Raw genomic sequence first — 23,213 nt, 5'->3', positions numbered from 1 at the left:
ACAGACAGAGTTTAATTTACATATCTCAAATGTAACGATCTAAAAGTGACACTGAGCGAAGTCGAAGTGAAGTGATCTATTTCAAAATATCCGTTCCCAAATATCCATTATCTTTATTGTAATGCCAAGCGCGTTTCTTCGGCATTTTAATTCCATTCACCTCAACTTCTTCAGTTAATAAAATATATTCACCATCTTTTTTGGTTTCATCTTTAAAAAACTGATACACTTCCATGGCATACGTTTTTGGATCAAAGTAAAAATACCAAGTATCTTTTCCAACGTCTTCTTTGTAAGTTGCTTTTAAAACTAAATATTCTTTTCCTTTAAAAGTCTTCTTCTGCACTTTTGGATCAATCACAGTGCCTTCATCTTTCAATTTCATTGGCAATCCATACAAATATGTGTAATAATTCTTGTATAAATTGGCGCGTTTGCAACTTAAATTATTTTCCTCAATAACTTCATCAGAAATATTTGTTTTGCCGTTAAAAGCGATTTTACACTCATTCTTTTCAACGGTATACTCGGTTGTTTTGCCATCGCGTGTGGCTTTCACATAAAAATACTCTTTTGGCAAGTTAATTTTAATAGTGCTTACACGATTTGCATTGTTTGGAGTTTCCATTGTGATTTCTAATGTTCCGTCAAATGTTTCCCAATTTCCATTAGGATCGTGATATCTAATAGACTTGGTTAATAATTCTTGCCCTGTCAATTCTTGTCCAAAAGAAATTGCGGTATATACTAAAAAAAGGTATGTTAAGATTGATTTGGTCATGTTGGTAATTTTAAAAGTGATTGTCTAAGATAGTATTTTTGAGACAGATGAAAAGGAACCTGACATTGTAAACTAAAACAAAAAAAACACAGCAATTAGCTGTGTTTTTTAAATATATTAGGTGGTTTTATACTATTCCTTTTTTTCAGAAGCTTCCCTTGAGTCAGTATCTGATTTGTTAGCTTCTGGTGCTTTTGTTTGAGACGATTCTTGAGTTTTAGTGTCTTCTTCAACAGATATTGTAGCAGGCTTTACTGAAGCATCATGAGCATTATGATACTCTTCTAAAAGATCCATAGTAGCTTTCAATAAATCTTTTGTTTCTAACAATAATCCAAAATACAAGGTTGTGTTCTTCGGACTCGATTCTTCAGTACGTGTGCGTTCAACCTGAGTTTGAATTTTTTGTTCCACCAATTGAAAAATGGTTTCTCTACTCGCTAGAATATCTCCAATTTCTTCGAATGAACGTGAGTCAAAAGCTTCTTTGGTTTTATTAAATAAAGTTTCCAGAGCTTCATCAACCTGTTTCAATTCTTTAATCTGATTGAATTTTAACTTCTTATGATTGTTGTTAACATGCTTATGACTCACTTTAGAAATGTACTCTAGTGATTGTGTCATATCTTGTAAATATCCTAAAATATTAATGTAGAAATTACTCGCACCAATACTAGATTCGTCAAGATTTTTAATAAAATAAAAGATATTATCACGCAATTCATCAATTTCTGTAGAGAGTTTTACAATATTCTTTTTATTCTTTTTAAGCATTGCTAAATCTTGCTTTGCCAATCCGTTGATAGCATTTGTATAAATTCTGTTACCACGTTTTACAACGCTTGCAATATTATCGGCACTTTCGTGGATAACTCCTTGTACGGAGCTGCTTTCGGCTTTCTTTAGACTATCTTCTACTTTGGCTTCCTTTGCTTTTTTATTGTGAATCATGTAGTTTCTAATTAATAAAAATATAGCGAGACCTAATAGTAACGCCAACATGATTGGAAGGTGAATATTTAATAAAAAGGCAATCAATCCTGCTGCAAGGAATGCAATAATGGCTGTAAAAAACCAACCACCAATAACATTCAATACACCAGCAACTCTGTATACGGCACTTTCTGCGCCCCAAGCTCTATCAGCTAGCGATGTACCCATGGCTACCATAAACGTTACGTATGTAGTTGATAATGGTAATTTCATAGAAGTAGCAATGGAAATCAACACACTGGCAACCATTAAATTCACAGCGGCACGAACCATATCAAAAGCAGGAATATCTTCTTTGTTTTTATAAGTCGTTTTTGTAGGTGGAATTGTAAACTGTTTGTCTATATTCTTTTTCCAAGAACTAGGTGTAATTTGTGATATTCCTTGAGAAATGCCAATAGAAGAACGAACAAAACCTCTTGATAAAAAATTTGGCCTAAAGCGTTCTTTAGTTTGTTCTTGACTCGATAAATCAATTGATGTCTTTACAACGGCTTTTGCTTTGCTTGAAAACCATAACGTTACAACCATGATTAATCCTGCTATTACCAAAAATATAGTAGGAGTTTGAACTGACTTTCCAAGAGATTCCATAGAGAAACTTTGTGCAGCAGTTGTCAAATCGGTCGTTCCAGGAACTATAGATCCCATAAAATCTTGGAAGGCTTGCCAACCAGCAATTGGAACGCCAATAAAATTAACCAAGTCATTCCCTGCAAAAGCAAGTGCTAATGCAAAAGTTCCAATGATAATGATTAATCGATAGATATTGACTTTCAAAAATGTCATAACTGCATAAGAAATAACAGACCAAACTACTAGGCTTATAGCAATGATAGGTAGTACATAAACATTTAAAAAGTTCTTTAAAGTTAAGACTGCATTTCCATCAATTATAGTAACAGCTTTTTCTTTAGTAGCAGATTTAAATTCTTTAATAGTTTCGTAAGAAGCACCAAAATGCTCATTAATCCAAGCTAATAAGCCATCACCTGAGTATAAAGTTTCTATTTCATAAGCAGCATATGAAGTTCCTTTGATTCCTTTTACAAAAATGAAATACGTAATCGCTGTTAGCGCAATTCCACCAAATAGGGCACCAATCCAGCGTGCTTTTTCATTAAAATTATAGGATAATAATAATCTTGAAATCCATTGTACAAATGCTCCAACACTAAACGCTATTACTACAGAAAGTAAAATTCCTATAATAATCTTTGTAGCTTGTGTTGTATTTATATATTCAACTAATGTAGCGTAACTATCTTCTTGCTTTGAAATCTTTATCAGAGCCATAGCAACCGCAGCTCCTAACAATTCAAATACAATGGAAACCGTTGTAGATGTTGGCATTCCAAGTGTGTTAAAAAAGTCGAGCAGCAAAATATCAGTAATCATGACGGCCATGAAAATGATCATGATTTCATGAAACACAAAATTTTCGGGTGTAAAAATTCCTTTCCGGGCGACTTCCATCAATCCACTTGAAAAAATGGCACCGATAGCAACACCGATACTGGCAACAATCATAATTGTTTTAAAGGAAATGGCTTTAGAACCAATAGCTGAATTCAGGAAGTTTACTGCATCATTACTAACTCCTACGACCAAATCGGCAATCGCCAATAAAGTCAAGGCAATGATCATCAGTAAGTAAATATTGTCCATATGTGGATATTAAAAATAATTTACAAATATCAATACTGTCATTAAATGTAATGTTACCATAAGGTTATATCTTATTAGTAACATAGCTATGTTAAATATAGTAAATAACACAAAAAACCACCGAAATATCTTTCATTTTACATTAAATATGCCTATTCAACGCCTATAAATGTTAAGGATTGGTATTTCAACTAATTATGTAGTATATTGCAAAGAAAATGCTATTTTCTAATGAATTGGGAACAATTACTCTCGTTAAAACGTCACGGAGATACCCATAAACGATTGCGTAAAGAACAAGATGAAACCCGATTGGGTTTTGAAGTTGATTATGACAGGGTAATTTTTTCATCCGCTTTCAGAAGCTTACAAGATAAAACACAAGTAGTTCCGCTATCCAAAACCGATTTTGTACATACACGACTTACACACAGTTTGGAAGTATCAGTAGTTGGGCGAAGTTTGGGGAGAAAAGTAGGAATAAAACTCTTAGAAAAATATCCGCATTTAAAAGAGGTTCATGGATTTCAATTCAATGACTTTGGCGCTATTGTAGCAGCAGCAGCCCTAGCTCACGATATTGGAAATCCACCGTTTGGTCACTCAGGTGAAAAAGCAATTGGAGAGTATTTTAAAATTGGAAAAGGAATACAATTCCAGTCAAAATTAGCTCCAAAACAATATCAAGACCTATGTGATTTTGAAGGAAATGCAAATGGTTTTAAGATTTTAACCGAAAATCGCAAAGGTGTTGATGGAAGTTTACGACTGAGCTACGCCACATTAGGGGCTTTTATGAAATATCCGAAACAATCGCTTCCTAAAAAACCAACATCACATATTGCAGATAAGAAGTATGGAATATTTCAGTCGCAAAAAGAGGCGTTTACAGATGTTGCTAACGAATTAGGATTAAAAACTTTTGGACAAGGAGAAAATCTCCGATATGCAAGACCCCCGCTAACGTTTTTGGGAGAAGCCGCTGATGATATTTGTTACACAATTATCGATTTTGAAGATGGAATCAACCTTGGATTAATTCAAGAAGAAAAAGCACTTGAATATTTAATCAATTTAGTGCGCGATACCATTCAAAAAGATAAATATAGCTTATTGCAACATCGTGAAGATCGTTTGAGCTATTTAAGAGCCTTATCGATCAATACCCTTATAGAAGACGCAGTTCGTATTTTCTTGGAAAATGAAGAAGCTATTTGTGCAGGTGAATTTTCAATTGGATTAATGGAAAAAAGTAAATACAAAGCACAAATTGATGATATCATTAAAATAAGTATAGATAAGATTTATAAAAGTGATGAAGTTATCGAAAAAGAAATTACTGGTTATCATGTATTGCAACATTTGCTAGACACCTTTATCACTGCTGTCGAAAACTATCACAACGATTCACTTTCAAATTATGATAAACTGATTTTGAGAGTTTTTCCTGAAAATGTTGACTATGAAACAAATCAATTATATAACCGATTGATGAATATCACAAATTATATCGCTAAATTATCTGATAGTAAAGCCGTCATTCTGTTTAATAAACTCACAGCAAAACTTTATAATCCATAAAAACTAACATTTAAACCCAAATTATTAATTATATACCTATCGTAAAAAAAAATGATGAAAAAGAAAATTACATTTAAAGTAGCTGCAGGTATTTTATTTCTAGGAGTAATGGGATACACTCTTAGTAATTATCTTGTAAACAAAGAAGAAGAAAGTATTTCACAAGTTGAAAAATTACGGAAAAAACATGCTGACTTTTTAGCAAACAGCCCTTTTAAGGAAACACAAATGCTATCTAGGAAAGAACGCAAAGCACAAGGATTACCACCAAATGCTTTCAATGAGCAAAGGTGGGAATTGACAATGAATCCAAACTTAGGAAGACCTACTCCGGAAAATATCATGAATATTGAACGTGATCTTAAGCAATCTTCAATAGAAAAACGTACACCCGGTGATGCTATGGATAATACATGGCAAGATAGAGGGCCCAACAATATAGGAGGTCGGACCAGAGCACTTATGTTTGACCCTAATGATATCAACAATGCCAATTCTTCAGATGATTATACACGTGTTTTTGCAGGAGGAGTTGCTGGAGGATTATGGGTAAATGAAGATATTACGGATGCTAATTCTTCTTGGCAATTGGTAGAAGGATTTCCTGGAAACTTATCAGTTACAGTAATTGTTTCCGATCCTAATGATTCTAATATAATGTACATTGGTTCGGGAGAATCCTATACAGCTAATACGGCTAGTAATACAGTTGGAGGTGGAGTTTTTAAATCAACTGATGGTGGAGTTACTTGGCAATTAATGATAGGAGGAAATACAGGAACAACACAAAACATAAATGGAGTTCTTGTTGTAGATGGAATTTTTTATGTAAATGATGTTGTAGCCAGAGATAACAATGGAACTACTGAAGTGTATGCAACTTTTGCTAGTGGAGGTTATAGTTCAGCAAGTGGACCTTTTAATATATTAGGTTTTAGTGAAAGAGGATTGTCCAAGTCTACAGACGCTGGGGTAAACTGGTCACGTTTTCCAATACAATTTCCAAATGGAACATACATGAATCCCAACGATATTGAGTTAGACTTAAACAATGATATATGGGTAACGACCACGAGTGACAACTTTGGAAATCAAGGAGGAGCTATCTTCACATCTTCTGACGGTGTTACATTTAATTCTGTATTTACTTTACCAAATACACAACGTACAGAATTAGAACCCTCTTCTACAACTCCAGGAACATTTTGGATTGCTGCAGATGTAGGTAACGGTTCGCAAGCAAATATTTATCAAACAACAGACAGTTTTGCTACTATTACAATACTAAATGAACCAAATGATGCAGATAATGGTATTCCTGCATCAGACTATACAAGACAACAAGCATTTTATAACTTGCCTATTGAAGCTGATGAAAATGACAATCTGTACGTAGGAGGGATTGATTTATTCAAATATGATAATACAGCAAATAGCTGGGACCAAATCTCAAAATGGTCAAACAATCCAGGACTTGGAGGTCTTAATATTTCTCTTGTACATGCAGATCAGCATGCAATTGTATTCCGTCCAAATGACAATACACAAGCAATAATAGGAAATGATGGTGGTGTATATTATAGTGCTGATATAGTAAATTCAGCACTTAGCGGAAACGCTATTCAAGCTAGAAACTTTAACTATAATGTGACGCAATTTTACTATGGTGCCATTGGTAATTTAGATGCAGCAGATGGAGATGACATAGCAGGAGGGACACAAGATAATGGAAGTTTAACTAGGCTAGATGCTGATACTGGAGTTAATAGCTTTGGTGAAACTTTAGGAGGTGATGGAGCATTTACAGATATTGATGATGATGATGGGTACATAATTTTTTCTTTTCCATTTGCAAGCCACGTTTTCATTCCTTATCCTACTTTGAATTTTAGTGGAGCATACTTTATTGTAAATGAAGGAAACTCAGGAGGTTTTATCAATACTGCTGAATTAGATAGAAATACGAACACTTTTTATGCTAACACATCACAAGGTGGTACTAATCGTATCTCACAATTTCAAAATATAAATAATGGCTCTGGAAATATTGTTCGATCTGAGTTAACAAATACATTATTAAACAGTAGACCTTCTGCTTTTAAAACATCGGCTGATGGACAAACTTTATATGTTGGATTACGCAATGGACGATTATTAAAAGTAGAAGCGGCTTTAACAACTATTAGGATTTGGTCAAATATACAAGACCCTGGTTTTGTTGGAAGTATTTCTGATATTGAATTTGGAGAGACTGAGAATGACTTATATGTTACCTTCCATAATTATGGAGTAAATAACGTATGGTATTCTCCTGATGCTGGAGTTACTTGGGAACAAAAAGATGGAGATTTACCAGATATCCCAGTAATGGCAATATTAGCAAATCCATTAGTTGCTGATGGTGCAGAAGTAATTATTGCAACCGAATTAGGGGTTTGGAGATCTTCAAATTTTGACACAGCAAGTCCAACATGGGTGCGTTCTGATAACGGAATGCGTTCGGTTCCTGTATTTGATTTGGATTTAAGACCTTCTGATAATACAGTACTTGCTACAACGCACGGAAGAGGTTTCTTTACAGGTCAATTCTTGCCTGGAATCTTAAGTACAGAAGAATTTAGTGCTACCAATAACTTTTCTATCTATCCAACAATTTCAGACGGAAATATGACGCTCAAAGGAAAAGATAGTGGAAAAACTACAGTAACAGCGTATACGTTAGCAGGACAACAAGCTAGTGTGAAAGTATTGAATTTAAGTAGAAATACACCAGCAAGATTAAATCTTTCAGAGTTATCATCAGGAATTTATATTCTAAAAATTCAACAAAACGATGCCGTTAAAACGCAAAAGATTGTTATAGAATAAGTAGTAATTACCATAAAACATAAAAGCGGACTTATGTAATAAGTTCGCTTTTTTTACGATCCATACAAACACAAATCTATTTGACACAAATAAAGGTAATTCATCTACAAAAAATTACTAATTTGGTAAGAACACGTAACTTTGAGAAAGTGAACCTATGAATCACAATCATGTTTAAGAAGTAGCAAGATTACAACTATGGATGATAGAACGAGAAAAAGAAGGGTATTTATAATTTTACTGTTTCTGGCGATTATTGGTTATATGATCAGTAGTAAAAAGAAAAAAGAAGCAGCAGAAGAAAAAACACCTACTGAAAAACTTCAAGAAAAACATGCCTACCATCTTGAAAATAGTCCTTACACAACATCAAAATACAAATCACAATCAGATCGTAAAGCACAAGGAATACCACCAAATGCATACTATGAACAACAATGGGAATTGACTATGAATCCTTCTTTGGGACGTCCAACTCCTGAAAATTTAGGTGATTTACAACAAAAATTATCATCAAAAAGTACACAAAAACGAGCGCCTGGAGATGATTTTGACAATGCTTGGGTAGAAAGAGGTCCAAACAATATTGGCGGACGTACGCGTGCTATTTTATTTGATCCAAATGACATCAATAATCCTGATCCTAACGACGACTATACACGCGTTTTTGCAGGAAGTGTTTCAGGAGGTTTGTGGGTAAACGATGATATTACAGATGTTAACTCTTCGTGGCAATTGGTTACAGGTTTACCTGACAATATCTCAGTCACAGTTTTAACAGCCGATCCAAATAACAGCAACATCTTATATTTAGGTTCTGGAGAATCGTATACAAGTGGATTTGGTGTCGGAAACGGAATTTACAAATCTGTAGATGGCGGAACTATTTGGCAACAAGTATTAGGAGGGAATAACGGAACTTCCTCAATAGATGGCGCTTCTTATCTTGTAGATGGAATTTTTCATGTAAATGATATTGTAGCACGAAATAATAATGGAACTACTGAAATTTATGCGGCTATTGCAAGTGCTTCTTACCGTGATGCAGCAGCACCATTCAATATATTAGGATTTGACGAGCGAGGATTGTATAAATCTATAGATGATGGCGCAAGTTGGTCGCGATTTCCATTACAATATATAAGCGGATTATATGTAAACCCAAATGATATAGAATTAGACATCAACAACAATATTTGGCTAGCAACAACCAACGATTTCTTCAATAATCCTGGTGGTTATATCTATCAATCTACAGATGGAAATACGTTTACATTAGAATATACCCTTCCGAATGGACAACGTACAGAAATAGAACCTTCACAAACTGATGCAGGAACTTTTTGGATTCTAGCAGAAGTCAATCGACAAGCAGATGTGTTTATCACCACTAACAATTTTGGTTCGGTTAACACACTGACAGAACCTAATGATGCCGATAGCGGAATTTCTGCTTCCGATTTTACACGAGGACAAGCATTTTACGATTTAGTCATTGAAGCCGATGCAAACAACAATCTATATGTTGGTGGAATTGACTTATTCAAATACAACACTACAAATACTAATTGGGATCAAATTTCGAAATGGAAAAACGATAGCGGCCTGCAAAATATTACAGCTTCGTTTGTACATGCTGATCAACATGCGATTGTATTTCGTCCCAACGATAACAATCAAGCCGTTATAGGAAATGATGGAGGAGTGTATTATAGTGCTGCTTTTTCTACTTCTGTGAATAATCCCATAGCGATGGAGGCACGTGTAAAAGATTACAATGTAACGCAGTTTTACTATGGTACTATTGCAGATTCTGATATTTTAGATGGTGATGATATTGTAGGAGGAACGCAAGACAATGGAACTTTAGCTGCAATTGATGCTACGATAGAAATCAATAATTTTTCAACAGTAGCAGGAGGCGATGGTGCTTATACCGAAATTGACGAAGCGGACGGATACGCTATCATTTCGTTTCCTTTCTTAAATCATGCCTACGTTCCGTATCCTTCATTCGACCTTTTTTCAGGCTATTTCGTGGCTTCTGAATCAGATCCATTTAGCTTTCGCGAAGGTGAATTTATTAATGTGGCAGAGTTAGATAAAACGAACAATGTATTGTATACCAATGCTTCTATCTCTAATGGCGCTTTTCAAATAGGAAAACATTCTAATGTAAATGGCGGAAATGGCAATGTTATTACATTTGAATTTGTAGATCCATCACTAAATAATGCGCCAACAGCATTGAAAATTTCAGCAGATGGACAAACCTTATACGCTGGTTTAAAAAACGGAAGATTGCTTAAAATAGACAATGCACATACGGAAACTCCAACGTTTACGGATATTAGTGATGGTAGTTTTGTGGGAAGCATCTCAGACATTGAATTTGGTTTGAACGAAAACCAACTCTTAGTAACCTTTCACAATTATGGTGTGAGTAATATTTGGTATTCGCCAAATCAAGGGAATTCTTGGAGCGACAAAGAAGGAAATTTACCCGATATTCCTGTAAAGTGTATCCTTATGAACCCGTTGACCTCTGGCGTAGAAGTGATTGTTGGAACCGAATTAGGTGTTTGGAGAACACAAACTTTTGAGACAGCAACGCCTACTTGGGTGCAATCAAATAACGGAATGCGTGCAGTTCCTGTACTTGATTTGGACATGCGCGATTCGGATAAAATTGTCTTAGCAACTACACACGGACGCGGATTTTTTACAGGGCAATTCTTATCAGGAGTTTTAAATACTGAAGTGTTTCAGGCAGAAGAACAATTTCGCGTATATCCAACAGTTTCTAATGGAGCAGTACACATACAAAGTGATCTAAGTGGAGAAGCAAATGTACAATTGTACAATTTACAAGGAAGGCAAGTTTTCTCAAAAAAATGTACCTTACTAAAGAATCAGTCAAATACAATTGTGTTCAACAAACTATCTTCAGGGATCTATCTGATGAAAATTGAACAAGGAACACAATCAAAAGTGACCAAAATTATTATAGAATAGTATTTAGAAGTCAAACGATATTTCGATTTCTATAGTAAAACAAAAGACTTTCGTAAGAATTTTGTCTTTTTACTACGAATTCACGAATAATTTTATGTGTTTTATTGAAATATTCAGTTGTTACTTCGAGTGATTTTTCAAAGGAAAATAGTATCGAATAGTGCTTAGAAACACATAATTTTATATTAATAAAACATATTTTTTCTAACGCAAAACCTTCTTCAGTATGGCAAAAAAGAAAATATTAAAGATGTCAATGCGTTTGTAGAAGCTGTTCAAAATGGAAAACGAAAAGTAGATGCAAAAGTTTTGCTAGAAGTCTTTAAGGAAATTACGGGAAAAGAACCCAAAATTTGGGGAACCAGCATTATTGGGTATGGAAAGTACACCCATCAGCAAAAAAATGGTGATGAGTTTGAATGGTTTCACACAGGATTCTCGCCAGGAAAAGCACACTTATCTTTATACATGACCTATGATGTTAATACGGAAGAGGAATTGCTAAACAAACTCGGAAAACACAAAACAGGAAGAGGTTGTTTGTATATTAAAAGTTTGACAGATCTGGATATGGATGTTTTAAAACAGCTTATTGAGAAAAGCGATCGTTGGCAACGGTAGTTTAATGTGTTAATTTGATAATTGGGTAGTTCGCTATTGCTCCCTTTTAGGGACTTATTGTAAAGAAACCAAAAACGCTTTCAAAGCTGCTGCAGAAATTCCACATTCCTCATACAATTCAGCAACAGTTCCATGTTCAATAAACGCATCAGGAATTCCGCGAAGATGTAGCGTGTTTGTATACTGATGTGTTGCTGCAAATTCAGCAATCGCACTTCCAAATCCGCCTTTAATCACACCATTTTCGAGTGTGATAATTGTTTCATACTTCTCAAAAACTAGATGTAATAAAGCTTCATCTAGTGGTTTTATAAATTGCATGTCATACAATCCAACTTCATTACTTTTCTCCAATTCATTGATTACTGTTTTTGCGAGATGTCCAATATGTCCAATACTCAAAACCGCAACTTTTGAACCTTCTTTCAGGCAACGCCCTTTTCCAATTTCAACTCTAGAAAAAGCTTGCTTCCAGTCAACAATAGCACCACGACCTCTTGGATACCGAATCGCAATCGGATGTTCCAAGCCAAGTTGCGCTGTATACATCATATTTCGCAAGGCAATTTCATCAAAAGGAGCAAAAATAATAAGGTTCGGAATGCAACGTAAATAGGCGACATCAAACACGCCGTGATGAGTAGCGCCATCTTGTCCAACCAAACCAGCTCTGTCTAAACACAAAACCACAGGCAAATTTTGCAATGCTACATCATGTATCACTTGGTCATACGCGCGTTGCAAAAATGTGGAATATACATTGCAAAACGGAATCAACCCTTGAGTTGCCATTCCGGCAGCTAATGTCACTGCATGTTGTTCGGCAATACCAACATCAAACGCACGATCAGGAATGGCTTCCATCATAAATTTCAACGAGCTTCCAGTAGGCATCGCAGGAGTAATTCCCACAATTTTTTCATTCTTTTCCGCCAATTCTACGATGGTATGTCCAAATACATCTTGAAACTTTGGTGGTAAATGTGCGGTATTTTTAGGTTTTAACTCGCCTGTATGTTTATCAAACTTTCCAGGCGCATGATACTTCACTTGATCTTCTTCTGCTTTGCGCAACCCTTTTCCTTTCGTGGTAATTACATGTAAAAACTTTGGACCTTTAACCGTTTTTAAACGTTCCAATTCGTCCACAATAGCAAAAATATCATGCCCGTCAATCGGTCCAGAATAGTCAAAATTTAGTGCTTCAAAAATATTATCTTGCTTCTGTGTTCCTTTTTTTACATTCGTCAAATACATCTTTAGCGCACCGACACTTGGGTCAATTCCAATGGCATTATCATTCAGAATAATCAACATATTTGTGTCGGTTACACCTGCATGATTCATGGCTTCAAACGCCATTCCGCTTGCAATAGAAGCGTCGCCAACGACGGCAATATGTTGTTTAGTAAAATCTTGTTGTAATTTGGAAGCAATTGCCATTCCTAGTGCGGCAGAAATCGCCGTAGATGAATGTCCTACGCCAAACGTATCATATTCGCTTTCATCGCGTTTTGGAAAACCAGAAACGCCATTTTTTTGCCGGTTTGTATGGAAAATTTCGCGTCGCTCTGTTAAAATCTTATGCCCATACGCTTGATGACCCACATCCCAAACGAGTAAATCATTTGGTGTATCATACACATAATGCAAGGCAATCGTTAAATCGACCACACCTAAACTAGCGCCTAAGTGGCCTTCTTTTACAGACACAATATCAATAATAAACTCACGTAATTCTTTAGCGACTTGTGGTAAATCTTCTTTAGAAAGTTTCCGTAAATCTATTGGAGAATGAATATGTGAAAGTAAATTTTCCATCTATGAATTTAAGTGCATAAAATTACGATTTTTGAAGTTGGTTCACTAAAAACTTATTAGTTTTACGTCATAATATTTCAATATGCAGCTGGAAAACATCTTTGATGACAACTACTTCATGAAAAAAGCTTTGCAAGAAGCAGAAATCGCCTTTGAAAAAGGCGAAGTTCCTGTAGGAGCTGTGATCGTCATAGACAATCGAGTGATTGCACGTGGACATAACTTAACGGAAACGCTGAATGACGTTACAGCACATGCAGAAATGCAAGCTATTACGGCGGCGGCAAATTTTTTAGGTGGAAAATACTTGAAAAGATGTACGTTGTATGTAACCTTAGAACCTTGTCAAATGTGCGCAGGAGCCTTGTATTGGAGTCAGATTTCAAATATTGTGTATGGCGCACGCGATGAAGAACGCGGATGCATCAAGCTGAATACCAAATTACATCCAAAAACGGTGATAAAAGGCGGCGTTATGGCAGAAGAAGCTTCCCAATTGCTGAAAAAATTCTTTATTCAAAAGCGAAACTTGAATTGATTCCATAAAAAAACGCGCAATCAGTATTGCGCGCATAGCTTGTAATGGTGGGTTGGAACAATTTATTCAATAATTTGTACTTGTACTGCAACCATGCCTTTACGACCTTCTTCTTCTTCGAACGAAACTCTGTCATCCGAAGTGATAACTAAGCCGTTTAAGTTGGAAACATGAACAAAAATGTCTTTTCCTGTGTCGTCGTTGGTAATGAATCCAAAGCCTTTGTCTTCATTGAAAAATTTAACTGTACCAGTCATTTGTGATAAAAATAAAATTAATAGAAACCTAAGTTAACATTTTTCGAGCACAACCTTGACAAATAAAGTGTGTTTTTTTATGTTATTCTTTTCGACCATAATCGTTCATTTCCTTCAATTTCTCATTGGAAAGTATAAAATCTTCCTTTTTTCTTCCTTTATAGCGATGGTAAATAAAAAGTGGCATCCAAATAAAAGAAAAGATCAAAATACAAATACCAATGACTTTTTGATCGTAGTCTTCTTCGGCAAATTCATAATTGTAGGCAAAAACTCCGACTCCTACTAGTGCTATGATGAGTATGATAAGAATGTATTTCATTTGTTTGTTCGTGACTAATTTGTTGAATATTTATGTTTGTATTCATTCATTAAGTGTGCAAGGTCTTTTGCTTTTAGTCCATAAGTGTCTGGCAAAGCAGCTTCTGAACCAGCAATTGTAACATTAATTTTCCTAATTGTTTTATGGTTCTGATTTTTTTGTGAGTAATTAAACATTACCATTTTATTGGCATGAATTTTTCCAACCGTAAAAAAAACTACATCTTGCCATCGATATTTATTTTTTTAAACATTGTACAAGCCTCAAAACCTTCATTATCTAATTTGAGATATGCTGCATTGGACAAAAGCGAGATGGAAAAGACTATAACTCCTAAACCAAAAAAGGCAGAAACTAACCAACCTAAAGGACTTTCATCGTTAATCATAAAAACTCCTCCTACCGTAAATATTAGACACAAAAATAGCCAAAAAAAGGTTTTGTATTTTTTAGGATAGAGTGTTTTTTCTTCTAAAAGCATAATCTTATAATTACCGTGTAAAAGTAATCAACTTTCTGCGATACGCTGTCAACAATTTGGATTTTGAGACGAATCCATAATATTTTTCATCTTTTAAAACAGGCAAATTCCAAGCACTGCTATCTTGAAACTTTTTCATCACGGTTTTCATATTATCTTTTTCATAAATAATATAGTCGGGCGCGTGATGCATAATATCATCTACAAAAAGTGTATCATACAAAGAAGTATCAAACATAAACTCGCGGATATCATCCAACAAGATAATTCCCACTAAATTTTCATCATCATCTACCACAGGAAATAAATTACGACTCGATTTTGTCACAGCTTCATGCAACATGGTTCCTAAAGTCATTTGTGGTTGAATCACACTAAAGTTTTTCTCAATAACACTATCAAGCGCCATCAAAGTTAATACAGTTTCATCTTTGTTATGGGTTAATAAATCGCCAGTAGCAGCCAATTCGCGTGTGTAAATGGTATAATTCAGTAGATTTTTTGTGATCAAAAACGAAATAGCACACGTCAACATTAGTGGAATAAACAAATCGTAGCCGCCAGTAATTTCAGCAATTAAGAAAATGGCGGTTAATGGAGCATGTAGTACACCTGCAATTAATCCTGCCATTCCGACTAAGGTGAAATTAGATTCTGAAACCGTAAATCCAAACTGATTGATAACTTTTGACACTACATTTCCTAGCGCACTTCCCATCACCATTGTTGGAATAAAAATTCCACCAGCTCCACCAGCTGCAAAAGTTGTGGTCATGGCAATGGCTTTAAAAATGGTAATTCCGATCAACAATAGAATTACAACCCAAATATTATCCGTGTAATTGTCTAAAGGTGTTGTGCCGAGTGCTTCTATATGATTTCCATCTAACAAATTGGTAATAAATCCAAAACCTTCTCCATATAATGGTGGAATAAAATAAAGCATTACACCAATGGTTAATCCACCAAAAATAAGCTTGTGTTTTTTCTGTTTAAAACGTTCAAAAACCTTCGTAATTCCAAAGTGCATTTTGGTAAAATAGATAGACGCAAAGGCAGTTCCCACACCAAGAGCAATATAAAAAGGAATGTCACCCAATTGAAATTGTTCTGATAAGGTAAAGTTGAATAAGTTTTCGTTACCCAAGAAAAAATACGAAGTTACGACTGCCGAGACCGAAGCCAATAATAATGGAATTAATGAAGTTAAGGTTAAATCGAGACTAAATACTTCTATGGAAAATATGATGGCCGCAATGGGCGATTTAAAAATAGATGAAATGGCGCCGGCGGCAGCGCAACTAATGAGTAATATTCTTGTTTTACTATTAATATGAAACAGCTTACTAATATTGGAGCTAATCGCAGCGCCAGAAGCCACTGCAGGACCTAACAATCCTACAGAACCTCCAAAACCAACCGTTAATGGTGCTGTAACAAGTGGAACATACATTTTATAATTTTCCATGATTCCCGTGCGTTTTGACAACGCATATAGAATAGAGGAGATGGCGTGTTCTGTTTCTTTTTTAAACACATATCGCAACAAAACATACACTAAAAACAATCCAAGAATTGGTAAAATAAAGTACAGTTGATTTTTAGAAAAAATGATTCCATTTTCCAATAATGCCTGAATGGAAAATGTGATGTTTTTTATAGTAACTGCTACTAAGCCAGAACTCAACCCAACCAACACGCTTAAGATAAATACAAAGTTTTTGTTGGAAATATGTTTGTATCTCCAAATCAAAAAGCGTGTAAAGCGTGATTTTTTTTGCGAAGGCATATTTAGGAATTGATGTCTGCAGCTCAGGTTGTATTAGTAAAGATACGATATACTATAAAAAAAATGAGCAAGGAGAACCTGCTCATTTTCTAATTATTTTGGCGATCAGAATTATTTTTCTGTTGTTTCGCTGTGATCTTTGTTCATTTTCTCGTGCTCAGCTTTCATGGCATCGTGTTCTTTTATCATTTTTTGATGCTCTTCTTCCATACGCTTGTGGTCAGCTGATAACTTTTCGTGTTCTTTCTTGATTTCCTCAACTGTTTTCTCTCCTTTAGTATGTGCTTCTTCAATTGCTTTGTGAGCGTCTATAATTTCATGATGTTTTTTCATGATAGCAGCGTGTTTTGTAACAATTTTTTGATGCTTACTTTCAAAAGCTTTGTGGACATCTTCTCCCGGAATAGTATCCGTTACAGATTTGTGTTTCCTTTTCCATTCAGCATGCATCGTTTCAAACTTTGTATGTTCGTTTACCATAATGCTATGGATAGAGTCCATTTTTTTATGTGCAGCAGCCAGTTCTTTATGAAGTTTCTCTGCTTCATCGTTTTTACAGCTTTGAATGCTAAGGGCGCTAAAAATTAATGCTACTAAAATTCCTGTTTTTGTAAATCTATTCATTTGTAAATTGTTATTGGTTAAGTTTTTATATAAGATATTAGTGCAACAAAAATAATATATTCAATACAATTTTATGCACTCTTATTTTTTAAATGAACTTTGATCACCATTTTTTTAATGGAATTTTCTGTTTATTTCATGGCTTCTAACATTGCTTTTAGACCTACATAATCTTCCAAATATAATTGTCGCATTGTTTCTACGTATGGACGTTGATTTGAATATCCGTTCTTAAAATTGTCAATAGCGTCTTCAATGATTTTTAAAGCTTTTTGTTGCTTCTTTTGCCTTTGAGCGATAAGAATTTTTGCTAAGTGATTACTGCTTCGTGTCTGTTGCTCAAAGTTGATTCTGAGTTGTAAGGATTCACATTCGTCAAATAGGATCAATGCTTTATAATATTTGGCATCGGCAAAATTTGGAAAGTATTTTAATATAGTGTTGAAGTCTTTTAATGCAAGTTCATACTTAGATTGATTAGTTTTACTGAGGTATTCCTTGTCTTTTTCTATTTCATAATGTGCAATTCCGCGATATAAAAAGGCTTCAAGTTCAACCCAATCTTCACCAAGTTCATCAATTTCGATTTGAATATGTAGGTCAAAATAAGCAATACAATTTTTATAATCTTTTAAGCCTAAATACGCAATTCCACGCCAATAATTTACACTATGACCTTGCGGAGCATCAATAAATTTTGGTGTTAATGTATCGGTAGCGTCAAAATCGGCAATGGCCTTTTTATAATCACGGTAAAACCACAAATAATTATAACCGCGATAACCTTGCCAAGCAATTGGGTCGAGTTCCACAGCTTTGTCAATATACTTTTTCCATAAATGTGGCATGCCTCTTTTTAAAAAAGGAATTGACAATTCACGCCAAGATTCTGCATGTGTAGGATCGAGTTCTATTGCTTTGGCAAACGCATTGATGCTTTCTTGTGTTCCTTGATAATAATACAAACCGTGTTTAAAACATTCCATAGAACGTTTTTTTAAGTCAACTTTTTCTTCACAAGAAGAAAGCAGTATGACAATAATAACACTAGGGAAGAATTTCTGTAATATTTCCATGTTCTATTCGGTATGAGATATACATATATGAATCCACATAACTACTTGTACTATCTGTCGTAAAGAGATTGGGTTCCCATTCTTGCAGTTGTGTGGTGAGTGTAACAAGTTGTTCAGTAAGCTCTTTAGTAAAGCTGGTTGGCGATAAGTCTAAATCATTTTCGTGAATCACATACCGACCAGGTTTTCCGTGACAATTAATCACAAAGCGGATATTAAGATAGCCAGAATCAGGATAGTTTTTGTTCACATACTTAGACATAATAAACTTGCGAAGCCCATTTTTACCACTGCTATAACGAGCCGGTTTGGGATTGTAATATTGAAAAATTAATTCATTACAGGTTTCAAATCCGTCACTTAATAACGCAGTAGCTGGATCAATATGTTCTGCATCTGCGGTAAAGGCATTTTTTGATGGTAAAAATGTTTCTTCTTTCGGAACTTTAACACAAGCAAGGGTGATGGTTATTATCACTGAAACCCCACTGAACTTTCTAAGCATTTTATGAATTCTCATAAATTTAAAAATTAATAAAAAAATGAAACTCTATTTGGTAAATTTATGGGTATTTTTTCATTTTTATTCTCTTTTAGCTTGTCTATTTCATATATTTTCACATTGAATTACCACACACTTTTTATCTAAAAAAGGGATACTAATTTGGATTTTAGTATTCACCAACTTGAGGTTATTCCTTTGTAAACATCCTCTTGTTTTAAACACAAATTGTTTTAAATATAACAATATACGCAATAATAATTATTTTAATCACAAATTATTTGATTTTACTCATTTTATTAACAAATAACTTATGAATAGTTAAATATTATCTTAATTTTACACTCTTTAAATCTCAAATACCCCAAAATGATGCAAAAATATTTATTTCTTCTATTATGCAATATATTGTTGCTACCAACTGTGAATGCACAATTTGTAGATGTTACAGGCGAATATGCCGCTATATTATCTATAGAATTCAGAGGCACTGATATTATCTTTAGTGATCTTGACACGCCCAATAGTGCAGTTTACAGTGGAGATCTCTCTAGTTTACCTGTAAATGCTACATCAGTTGTAAACGAAACCAGCATATCTTCTATGACTGTAGATGGTGATTTTTTATACTACACAACGAGTACTGAGCTGTATCGATACAATTTGGTTACTGGTGGAGCAGCAACACTGATTACTTCAAACTTGGCAGTTCCAACTGATTTGTATGTGTATGGAAACAATATCTATATTGCCAATTATGGTTTTGGGGATATTATAAAAGCTGATTTGAGTGGTTCATTTCCTGTTACTTCTACTGAGCTTTTAGTTAATCAGACCGCATACAATTTTGCAGGTACAGGAAACCTATTGTATTATAATGATTTATTTAATAGTAATGTAAAGCGTATTAATTTGGATGATGTCATTCCAACTCCGGAGCAGGTAACTGCAGATGGAACTGTTGCAAATCCTATCGGGATAGAAATAGATGGTACAGATTTATATCTATCTGATCGAAATAACAATCAAATTTTGTTATTCGATCTTACAGGTTCTTTTCCTGTAAGTTCTTCTACCGTTGCGTATACGGTTACTGCGCCAGAAGTTCTTAGAAAGAATGGTTCAGATCTATACATTACCACAGGAACTGTAGGTGGAGACACAAAAATTATGAGAAATGCAAATGTACTCAATACGCCTACATTCAGTAAAGGAGCTGTTGACTTTACCCTGACACCCAACCCAACAGGTAGAAATGTTCAATTAACTTCTAATGTGTCAATTACAGAAGTTGAAGTATTTTCTTTATTAGGTCAAAAATTATCAACGTATACAACAAGCTCAATACAAAATACAAAAAGTATAGAAATTAACATGGAGCAGTTACAAGCTGGAACGTATCTTATAAAAGTACAATCAGAGGCTGGAACACTCGTAAAGAAAGTAATAAAAAAATAAATTTTTCAATTCAAAAGATGAATTGAAAGTATTTCTGCAAGAAAGTGAAATTGTATTGGTTTCTCCCCTAATTTACTATTAAAAAAGCCTGCATTAGCAGGCTTTTTTTAGTCATATATTTGATGAAGTATTTTATAAATTAAGTTGTATACTCAGTTCTTTTAGTTGTTCATCATCAATTGTTGCTGGTGCATCAATCATGACATCACGACCCGAATTGTTTTTAGGGAAGGCAATAAAGTCACGGATTGTTTCTTGTCCACCTAAAATAGCAACCAATCTATCCAATCCGAAAGCCAATCCTCCGTGTGGTGGCGCTCCATATTGGAAAGCATCCATTAGGAAACCAAACTGTGCTTTTGCTTCTTCTTCAGTAAATCCTAAATGTTTGAACATGATGGCTTGAATTTCTTTATCGTGGATACGAATAGATCCTCCACCAATTTCATTTCCGTTTAATACCAAGTCATATGCATTTGCTTTTACATCGCCTGGTGTTGTGTTCAATAATTCTAATTGTCCTGGTTTTGGAGATGTAAATGGATGGTGCATTGCGTGATAGTGTCCTGTTTCTTCGTCAAGTTCTAATAATGGGAAATCAATGACCCAAAGTGGTGCAAATTCTTCTGGATTACGCAGATTTAATCGTTCTGCCATTTCCATACGTAAGGCACTTAATTGTGCACGAACTTTATTCGTATTACCAGATAAAACACAGATTAAATCACCTGGTTTTGCTCCTGTAGCTTCTGCCCATTTTGCTAAATCTTCCTGATCGTAGAATTTATCTACAGATGATTTAAACGTTCCATCTTCATTGCATTTTACATATACCATTCCTAACGCACCAACTTGTGGACGTTTTACCCAATCAATCAGTTTATCGATTTGTTTACGTGTATAACTAGCGGCTCCTGGTACGGCAATTCCAACAATCAATTCTGCCGAGTTGAATACTTTAAAATCTTTATGTTGTGCTACATCATTCAACTCACCGAATTCCATTCCGAAACGAATATCTGGCTTGTCATTTCCGTAGGTTTTCATCGCGTGATCAAACGTCATTCTTGGGAATTTTTCAACATCAATTCCTTTGATTTCTTTTAATAAGTGACGTGTTAAGCCTTCAAAAATATTTAAAATATCTTCTTGCTCTACAAATGCCATTTCACAGTCAATCTGTGTGAACTCTGGTTGTCTGTCGGCACGTAAATCTTCATCACGGAAACACTTTACAATCTGGAAATACTTATCCATTCCGCCTACCATCAATAATTGCTTGAAGGTTTGTGGCGATTGTGGTAAGGCGTAAAATTGCCCTTCATTCATACGAGATGGAACCACAAAATCACGTGCACCTTCTGGCGTAGACTTAATTAAATACGGAGTTTCTACTTCAATAAATTCTTGTGAAGACAAATACTTACGAACTTCCATAGTTACTTTATGACGGAAGATTAAACTGTCTTTTACAGGGTTTCTTCGAATATCTAAGTAACGATATTTCATTCGGATATCTTCTCCGCCGTCTGTATCATCTTCAATTGTAAAAGGCGGCAATAGTGAAGCATTTAATACTGTCAATTCTTTCACTAAAATTTCAATATCTCCAGTTGGTATTTTTGAATTTTTAGCTTCACGTTCAATCACCTCACCTTTTACCTGAATCACAAACTCTCTTCCAAGTGTTTTTGCTGTTTCAAAAACGTTGGCAGGTGTGCGTTCTTCATCAAAAATTAATTGTGTAATTCCGTAACGGTCACGAAGATCGACCCAAATCATAAATCCTTTATCTCTAGACTTTTGTACCCAACCTGCTAAGGTAACTTCTTGTGTAACGTGTGATGCTCTTAACTCACCACAACTATGTGATCTGTACATGTGTATGCGATTTTAAAAGCGCAAATTTAATGGTTTTTAGTGGATGATATGTCTTGGAATAGAAATATTTTGGAAATTTAAGAACTGAAAGAAACCGACGAATTTATATATTTTATGAATAATTCTTTTCCGATTTTTGGATTCTTAATATGAAAAAAATACTTTTTGTAAATTAGCGTTTTCAAAAAATGTAAAAAAGCAGCAGAAATATATAATTTCCCCCACAAAAACATCTTTTTTAAATATCCTAAATTACCTAAAATAAAATGTTAAAATTTATTTTAATAAATTAGTAACATCTTATCAGATAATTATTTGGGAATGGATAATTCAGAAAACACTTTATGGTATTCTTTTTTATCGGGAGACAAAAATGCGTTTTCTGTAATTTTTAAAATGAATTACAGTGAGTTATACAATTATGGTTTGAAGTTTTCCAAATGTTCTTCCTTAACGAAAGATTGTCTTCAAGATTTTTTTATTTATCTATACACACATAGAGATTCTATCAAAGAAGTAAAATCAATTAAAGGATATTTATTTGTGTCTTTTAGAAGAACCTTATTGAAAAAGCTTAAAAATGAGCGTCGTTTTGTAGGTGTAGAAAGCGCCTTTTTTTCTAATTTTGAATTTTCTCCTGAAGAAATTGCAATACGACAAGAGATATCAGCTATCAAGTCTGATACGTTAACGAATATCTTAAACAATTTATCCCCTAGAGAGCGCGAAGCTATTTACCTAAAGTACTACAGTGAATTGAAGGTTTCCGAAATTTCTTCAATAATGAATATTTCTTATCAAAGTGTGCTAAATACGATTCAAAAGGCATTCAAAAAAATAAGAAATGCCTCTGAAAATGAGATCATTTCAAATATTTTAAAAAAATATTGAAAAATAAAGGGTATAAAAAGAAAGCTTTTGTCTCCATATTAATAAA

The 23,213-nt window shown here is 34.4% G+C and carries 18 protein-coding genes; 7 read left to right on the top strand and 11 right to left on the bottom strand.

Annotated features, from left to right (window positions below):
- Positions 1–76: 76 nt before the first annotated feature.
- Both MK119_RS17725 and MK119_RS17720 read right to left on the bottom strand, forming a co-directional pair.
- Complete coding sequence (locus MK119_RS17725) at positions 77–781, bottom strand: DUF6503 family protein (RefSeq protein ID WP_290681487.1); 705 nt, start codon at positions 779–781, stop codon at positions 77–79.
- A gap of 132 nt (positions 782–913) precedes the next feature.
- Complete coding sequence (locus MK119_RS17720) at positions 914–3,442, bottom strand: inorganic phosphate transporter (protein WP_290681485.1); 2,529 nt, start codon at positions 3,440–3,442, stop codon at positions 914–916.
- Between the two features lie 231 nt (positions 3,443–3,673).
- On the opposite strand from MK119_RS17720, the gene dgt reads away from it, so the two are divergent.
- The 4 genes from dgt (at position 3,674) to MK119_RS17700 (ending at position 11,527) form a co-directional block, all read left to right on the top strand.
- On the top strand, positions 3,674–5,023 hold the full coding sequence (gene dgt / locus MK119_RS17715; protein WP_290681483.1) for a dGTP triphosphohydrolase: 1,350 nt from the start codon (positions 3,674–3,676) through the stop codon (positions 5,021–5,023).
- 51 nt (positions 5,024–5,074) lie between these two features.
- Positions 5,075–7,891: a T9SS type A sorting domain-containing protein gene (locus MK119_RS17710; protein WP_290681481.1), complete on the top strand. Its 2,817-nt coding sequence runs from the start codon at positions 5,075–5,077 to the stop codon at positions 7,889–7,891.
- Between the two features lie 198 nt (positions 7,892–8,089).
- Positions 8,090–10,906, top strand: coding sequence for a T9SS type A sorting domain-containing protein (locus MK119_RS17705; RefSeq protein WP_290681479.1), 2,817 nt, complete (start codon positions 8,090–8,092; stop codon positions 10,904–10,906).
- A 309-nt stretch (positions 10,907–11,215) separates the two neighbouring features.
- Positions 11,216–11,527: a DUF1801 domain-containing protein gene (locus MK119_RS17700; protein ID WP_290681477.1), complete on the top strand. Its 312-nt coding sequence runs from the start codon at positions 11,216–11,218 to the stop codon at positions 11,525–11,527.
- 54 nt (positions 11,528–11,581) lie between these two features.
- Here the strand turns inward: MK119_RS17700 and dxs are convergent, their stop codons facing one another.
- Complete coding sequence (gene dxs, locus MK119_RS17695) at positions 11,582–13,348, bottom strand: 1-deoxy-D-xylulose-5-phosphate synthase (RefSeq protein WP_290681475.1); 1,767 nt, start codon at positions 13,346–13,348, stop codon at positions 11,582–11,584.
- Between the two features lie 88 nt (positions 13,349–13,436).
- Between dxs and MK119_RS17690 the strand changes: the two genes are divergently transcribed.
- Positions 13,437–13,886, top strand: a complete 450-nt coding sequence (locus MK119_RS17690) for a nucleoside deaminase (RefSeq protein ID WP_290681495.1) — start codon at positions 13,437–13,439, stop codon at positions 13,884–13,886.
- 62 nt (positions 13,887–13,948) lie between these two features.
- Here the strand turns inward: MK119_RS17690 and MK119_RS17685 are convergent, their stop codons facing one another.
- The 7 genes from MK119_RS17685 to MK119_RS17655 all read right to left on the bottom strand — a co-directional run bounded on the left by MK119_RS17685 (position 13,949) and on the right by MK119_RS17655 (position 18,940).
- The gene (locus MK119_RS17685) at positions 13,949–14,143 is read right to left on the bottom strand and encodes a cold-shock protein (RefSeq protein ID WP_290681473.1); all 195 of its coding nucleotides are present in this window, start codon (positions 14,141–14,143) and stop codon (positions 13,949–13,951) included.
- Positions 14,144–14,225: 82 nt separating this feature from the next.
- Positions 14,226–14,465: a hypothetical protein gene (locus tag MK119_RS17680; RefSeq protein WP_290681471.1), complete on the bottom strand. Its 240-nt coding sequence runs from the start codon at positions 14,463–14,465 to the stop codon at positions 14,226–14,228.
- Between the two features lie 217 nt (positions 14,466–14,682).
- Positions 14,683–14,946, bottom strand: a complete 264-nt coding sequence (locus tag MK119_RS17675) for a hypothetical protein (protein ID WP_290681468.1) — start codon at positions 14,944–14,946, stop codon at positions 14,683–14,685.
- 10 nt (positions 14,947–14,956) lie between these two features.
- Positions 14,957–16,735: a chloride channel protein gene (locus MK119_RS17670; RefSeq protein ID WP_290681465.1), complete on the bottom strand. Its 1,779-nt coding sequence runs from the start codon at positions 16,733–16,735 to the stop codon at positions 14,957–14,959.
- A gap of 111 nt (positions 16,736–16,846) precedes the next feature.
- A complete protein-coding gene (locus MK119_RS17665; RefSeq protein ID WP_290681462.1) occupies positions 16,847–17,359 on the bottom strand; it encodes a hypothetical protein in 513 nt (170 codons plus the stop codon).
- 131 nt (positions 17,360–17,490) lie between these two features.
- Entirely contained in the window at positions 17,491–18,435 is a 945-nt protein-coding gene (locus MK119_RS17660) for a tetratricopeptide repeat protein (RefSeq protein WP_290681460.1), read from the bottom strand.
- Complete coding sequence (locus MK119_RS17655; protein ID WP_290681459.1) at positions 18,407–18,940, bottom strand: hypothetical protein; 534 nt, start codon at positions 18,938–18,940, stop codon at positions 18,407–18,409. Before MK119_RS17655 ends, MK119_RS17660 begins: the two co-directional genes overlap by 29 nt.
- Before the next feature lie 366 nt (positions 18,941–19,306).
- On the opposite strand from MK119_RS17655, the gene MK119_RS17650 reads away from it, so the two are divergent.
- Positions 19,307–20,395, top strand: coding sequence for a T9SS type A sorting domain-containing protein (locus tag MK119_RS17650; RefSeq protein ID WP_290681457.1), 1,089 nt, complete (start codon positions 19,307–19,309; stop codon positions 20,393–20,395).
- Between the two features lie 132 nt (positions 20,396–20,527).
- Here the strand turns inward: MK119_RS17650 and aspS are convergent, their stop codons facing one another.
- Positions 20,528–22,276, bottom strand: coding sequence for an aspartate--tRNA ligase (gene aspS / locus MK119_RS17645; RefSeq protein ID WP_290681455.1), 1,749 nt, complete (start codon positions 22,274–22,276; stop codon positions 20,528–20,530).
- A gap of 321 nt (positions 22,277–22,597) precedes the next feature.
- Here aspS and MK119_RS17640 point away from each other — a divergent pair, with 321 nt between their 5' ends.
- Positions 22,598–23,167, top strand: coding sequence for a sigma-70 family RNA polymerase sigma factor (locus tag MK119_RS17640; protein WP_290681453.1), 570 nt, complete (start codon positions 22,598–22,600; stop codon positions 23,165–23,167).
- Positions 23,168–23,213 lie beyond the last annotated feature (46 nt).

Source organism: Kordia sp. (genome assembly GCF_022447245.1).
Lineage (GTDB): Bacteria > Bacteroidota > Bacteroidia > Flavobacteriales > Flavobacteriaceae > Kordia.
Note: the sequence above shows the minus strand (reverse complement) of the source record. Positions and strands in the feature narration are given on the sequence as shown.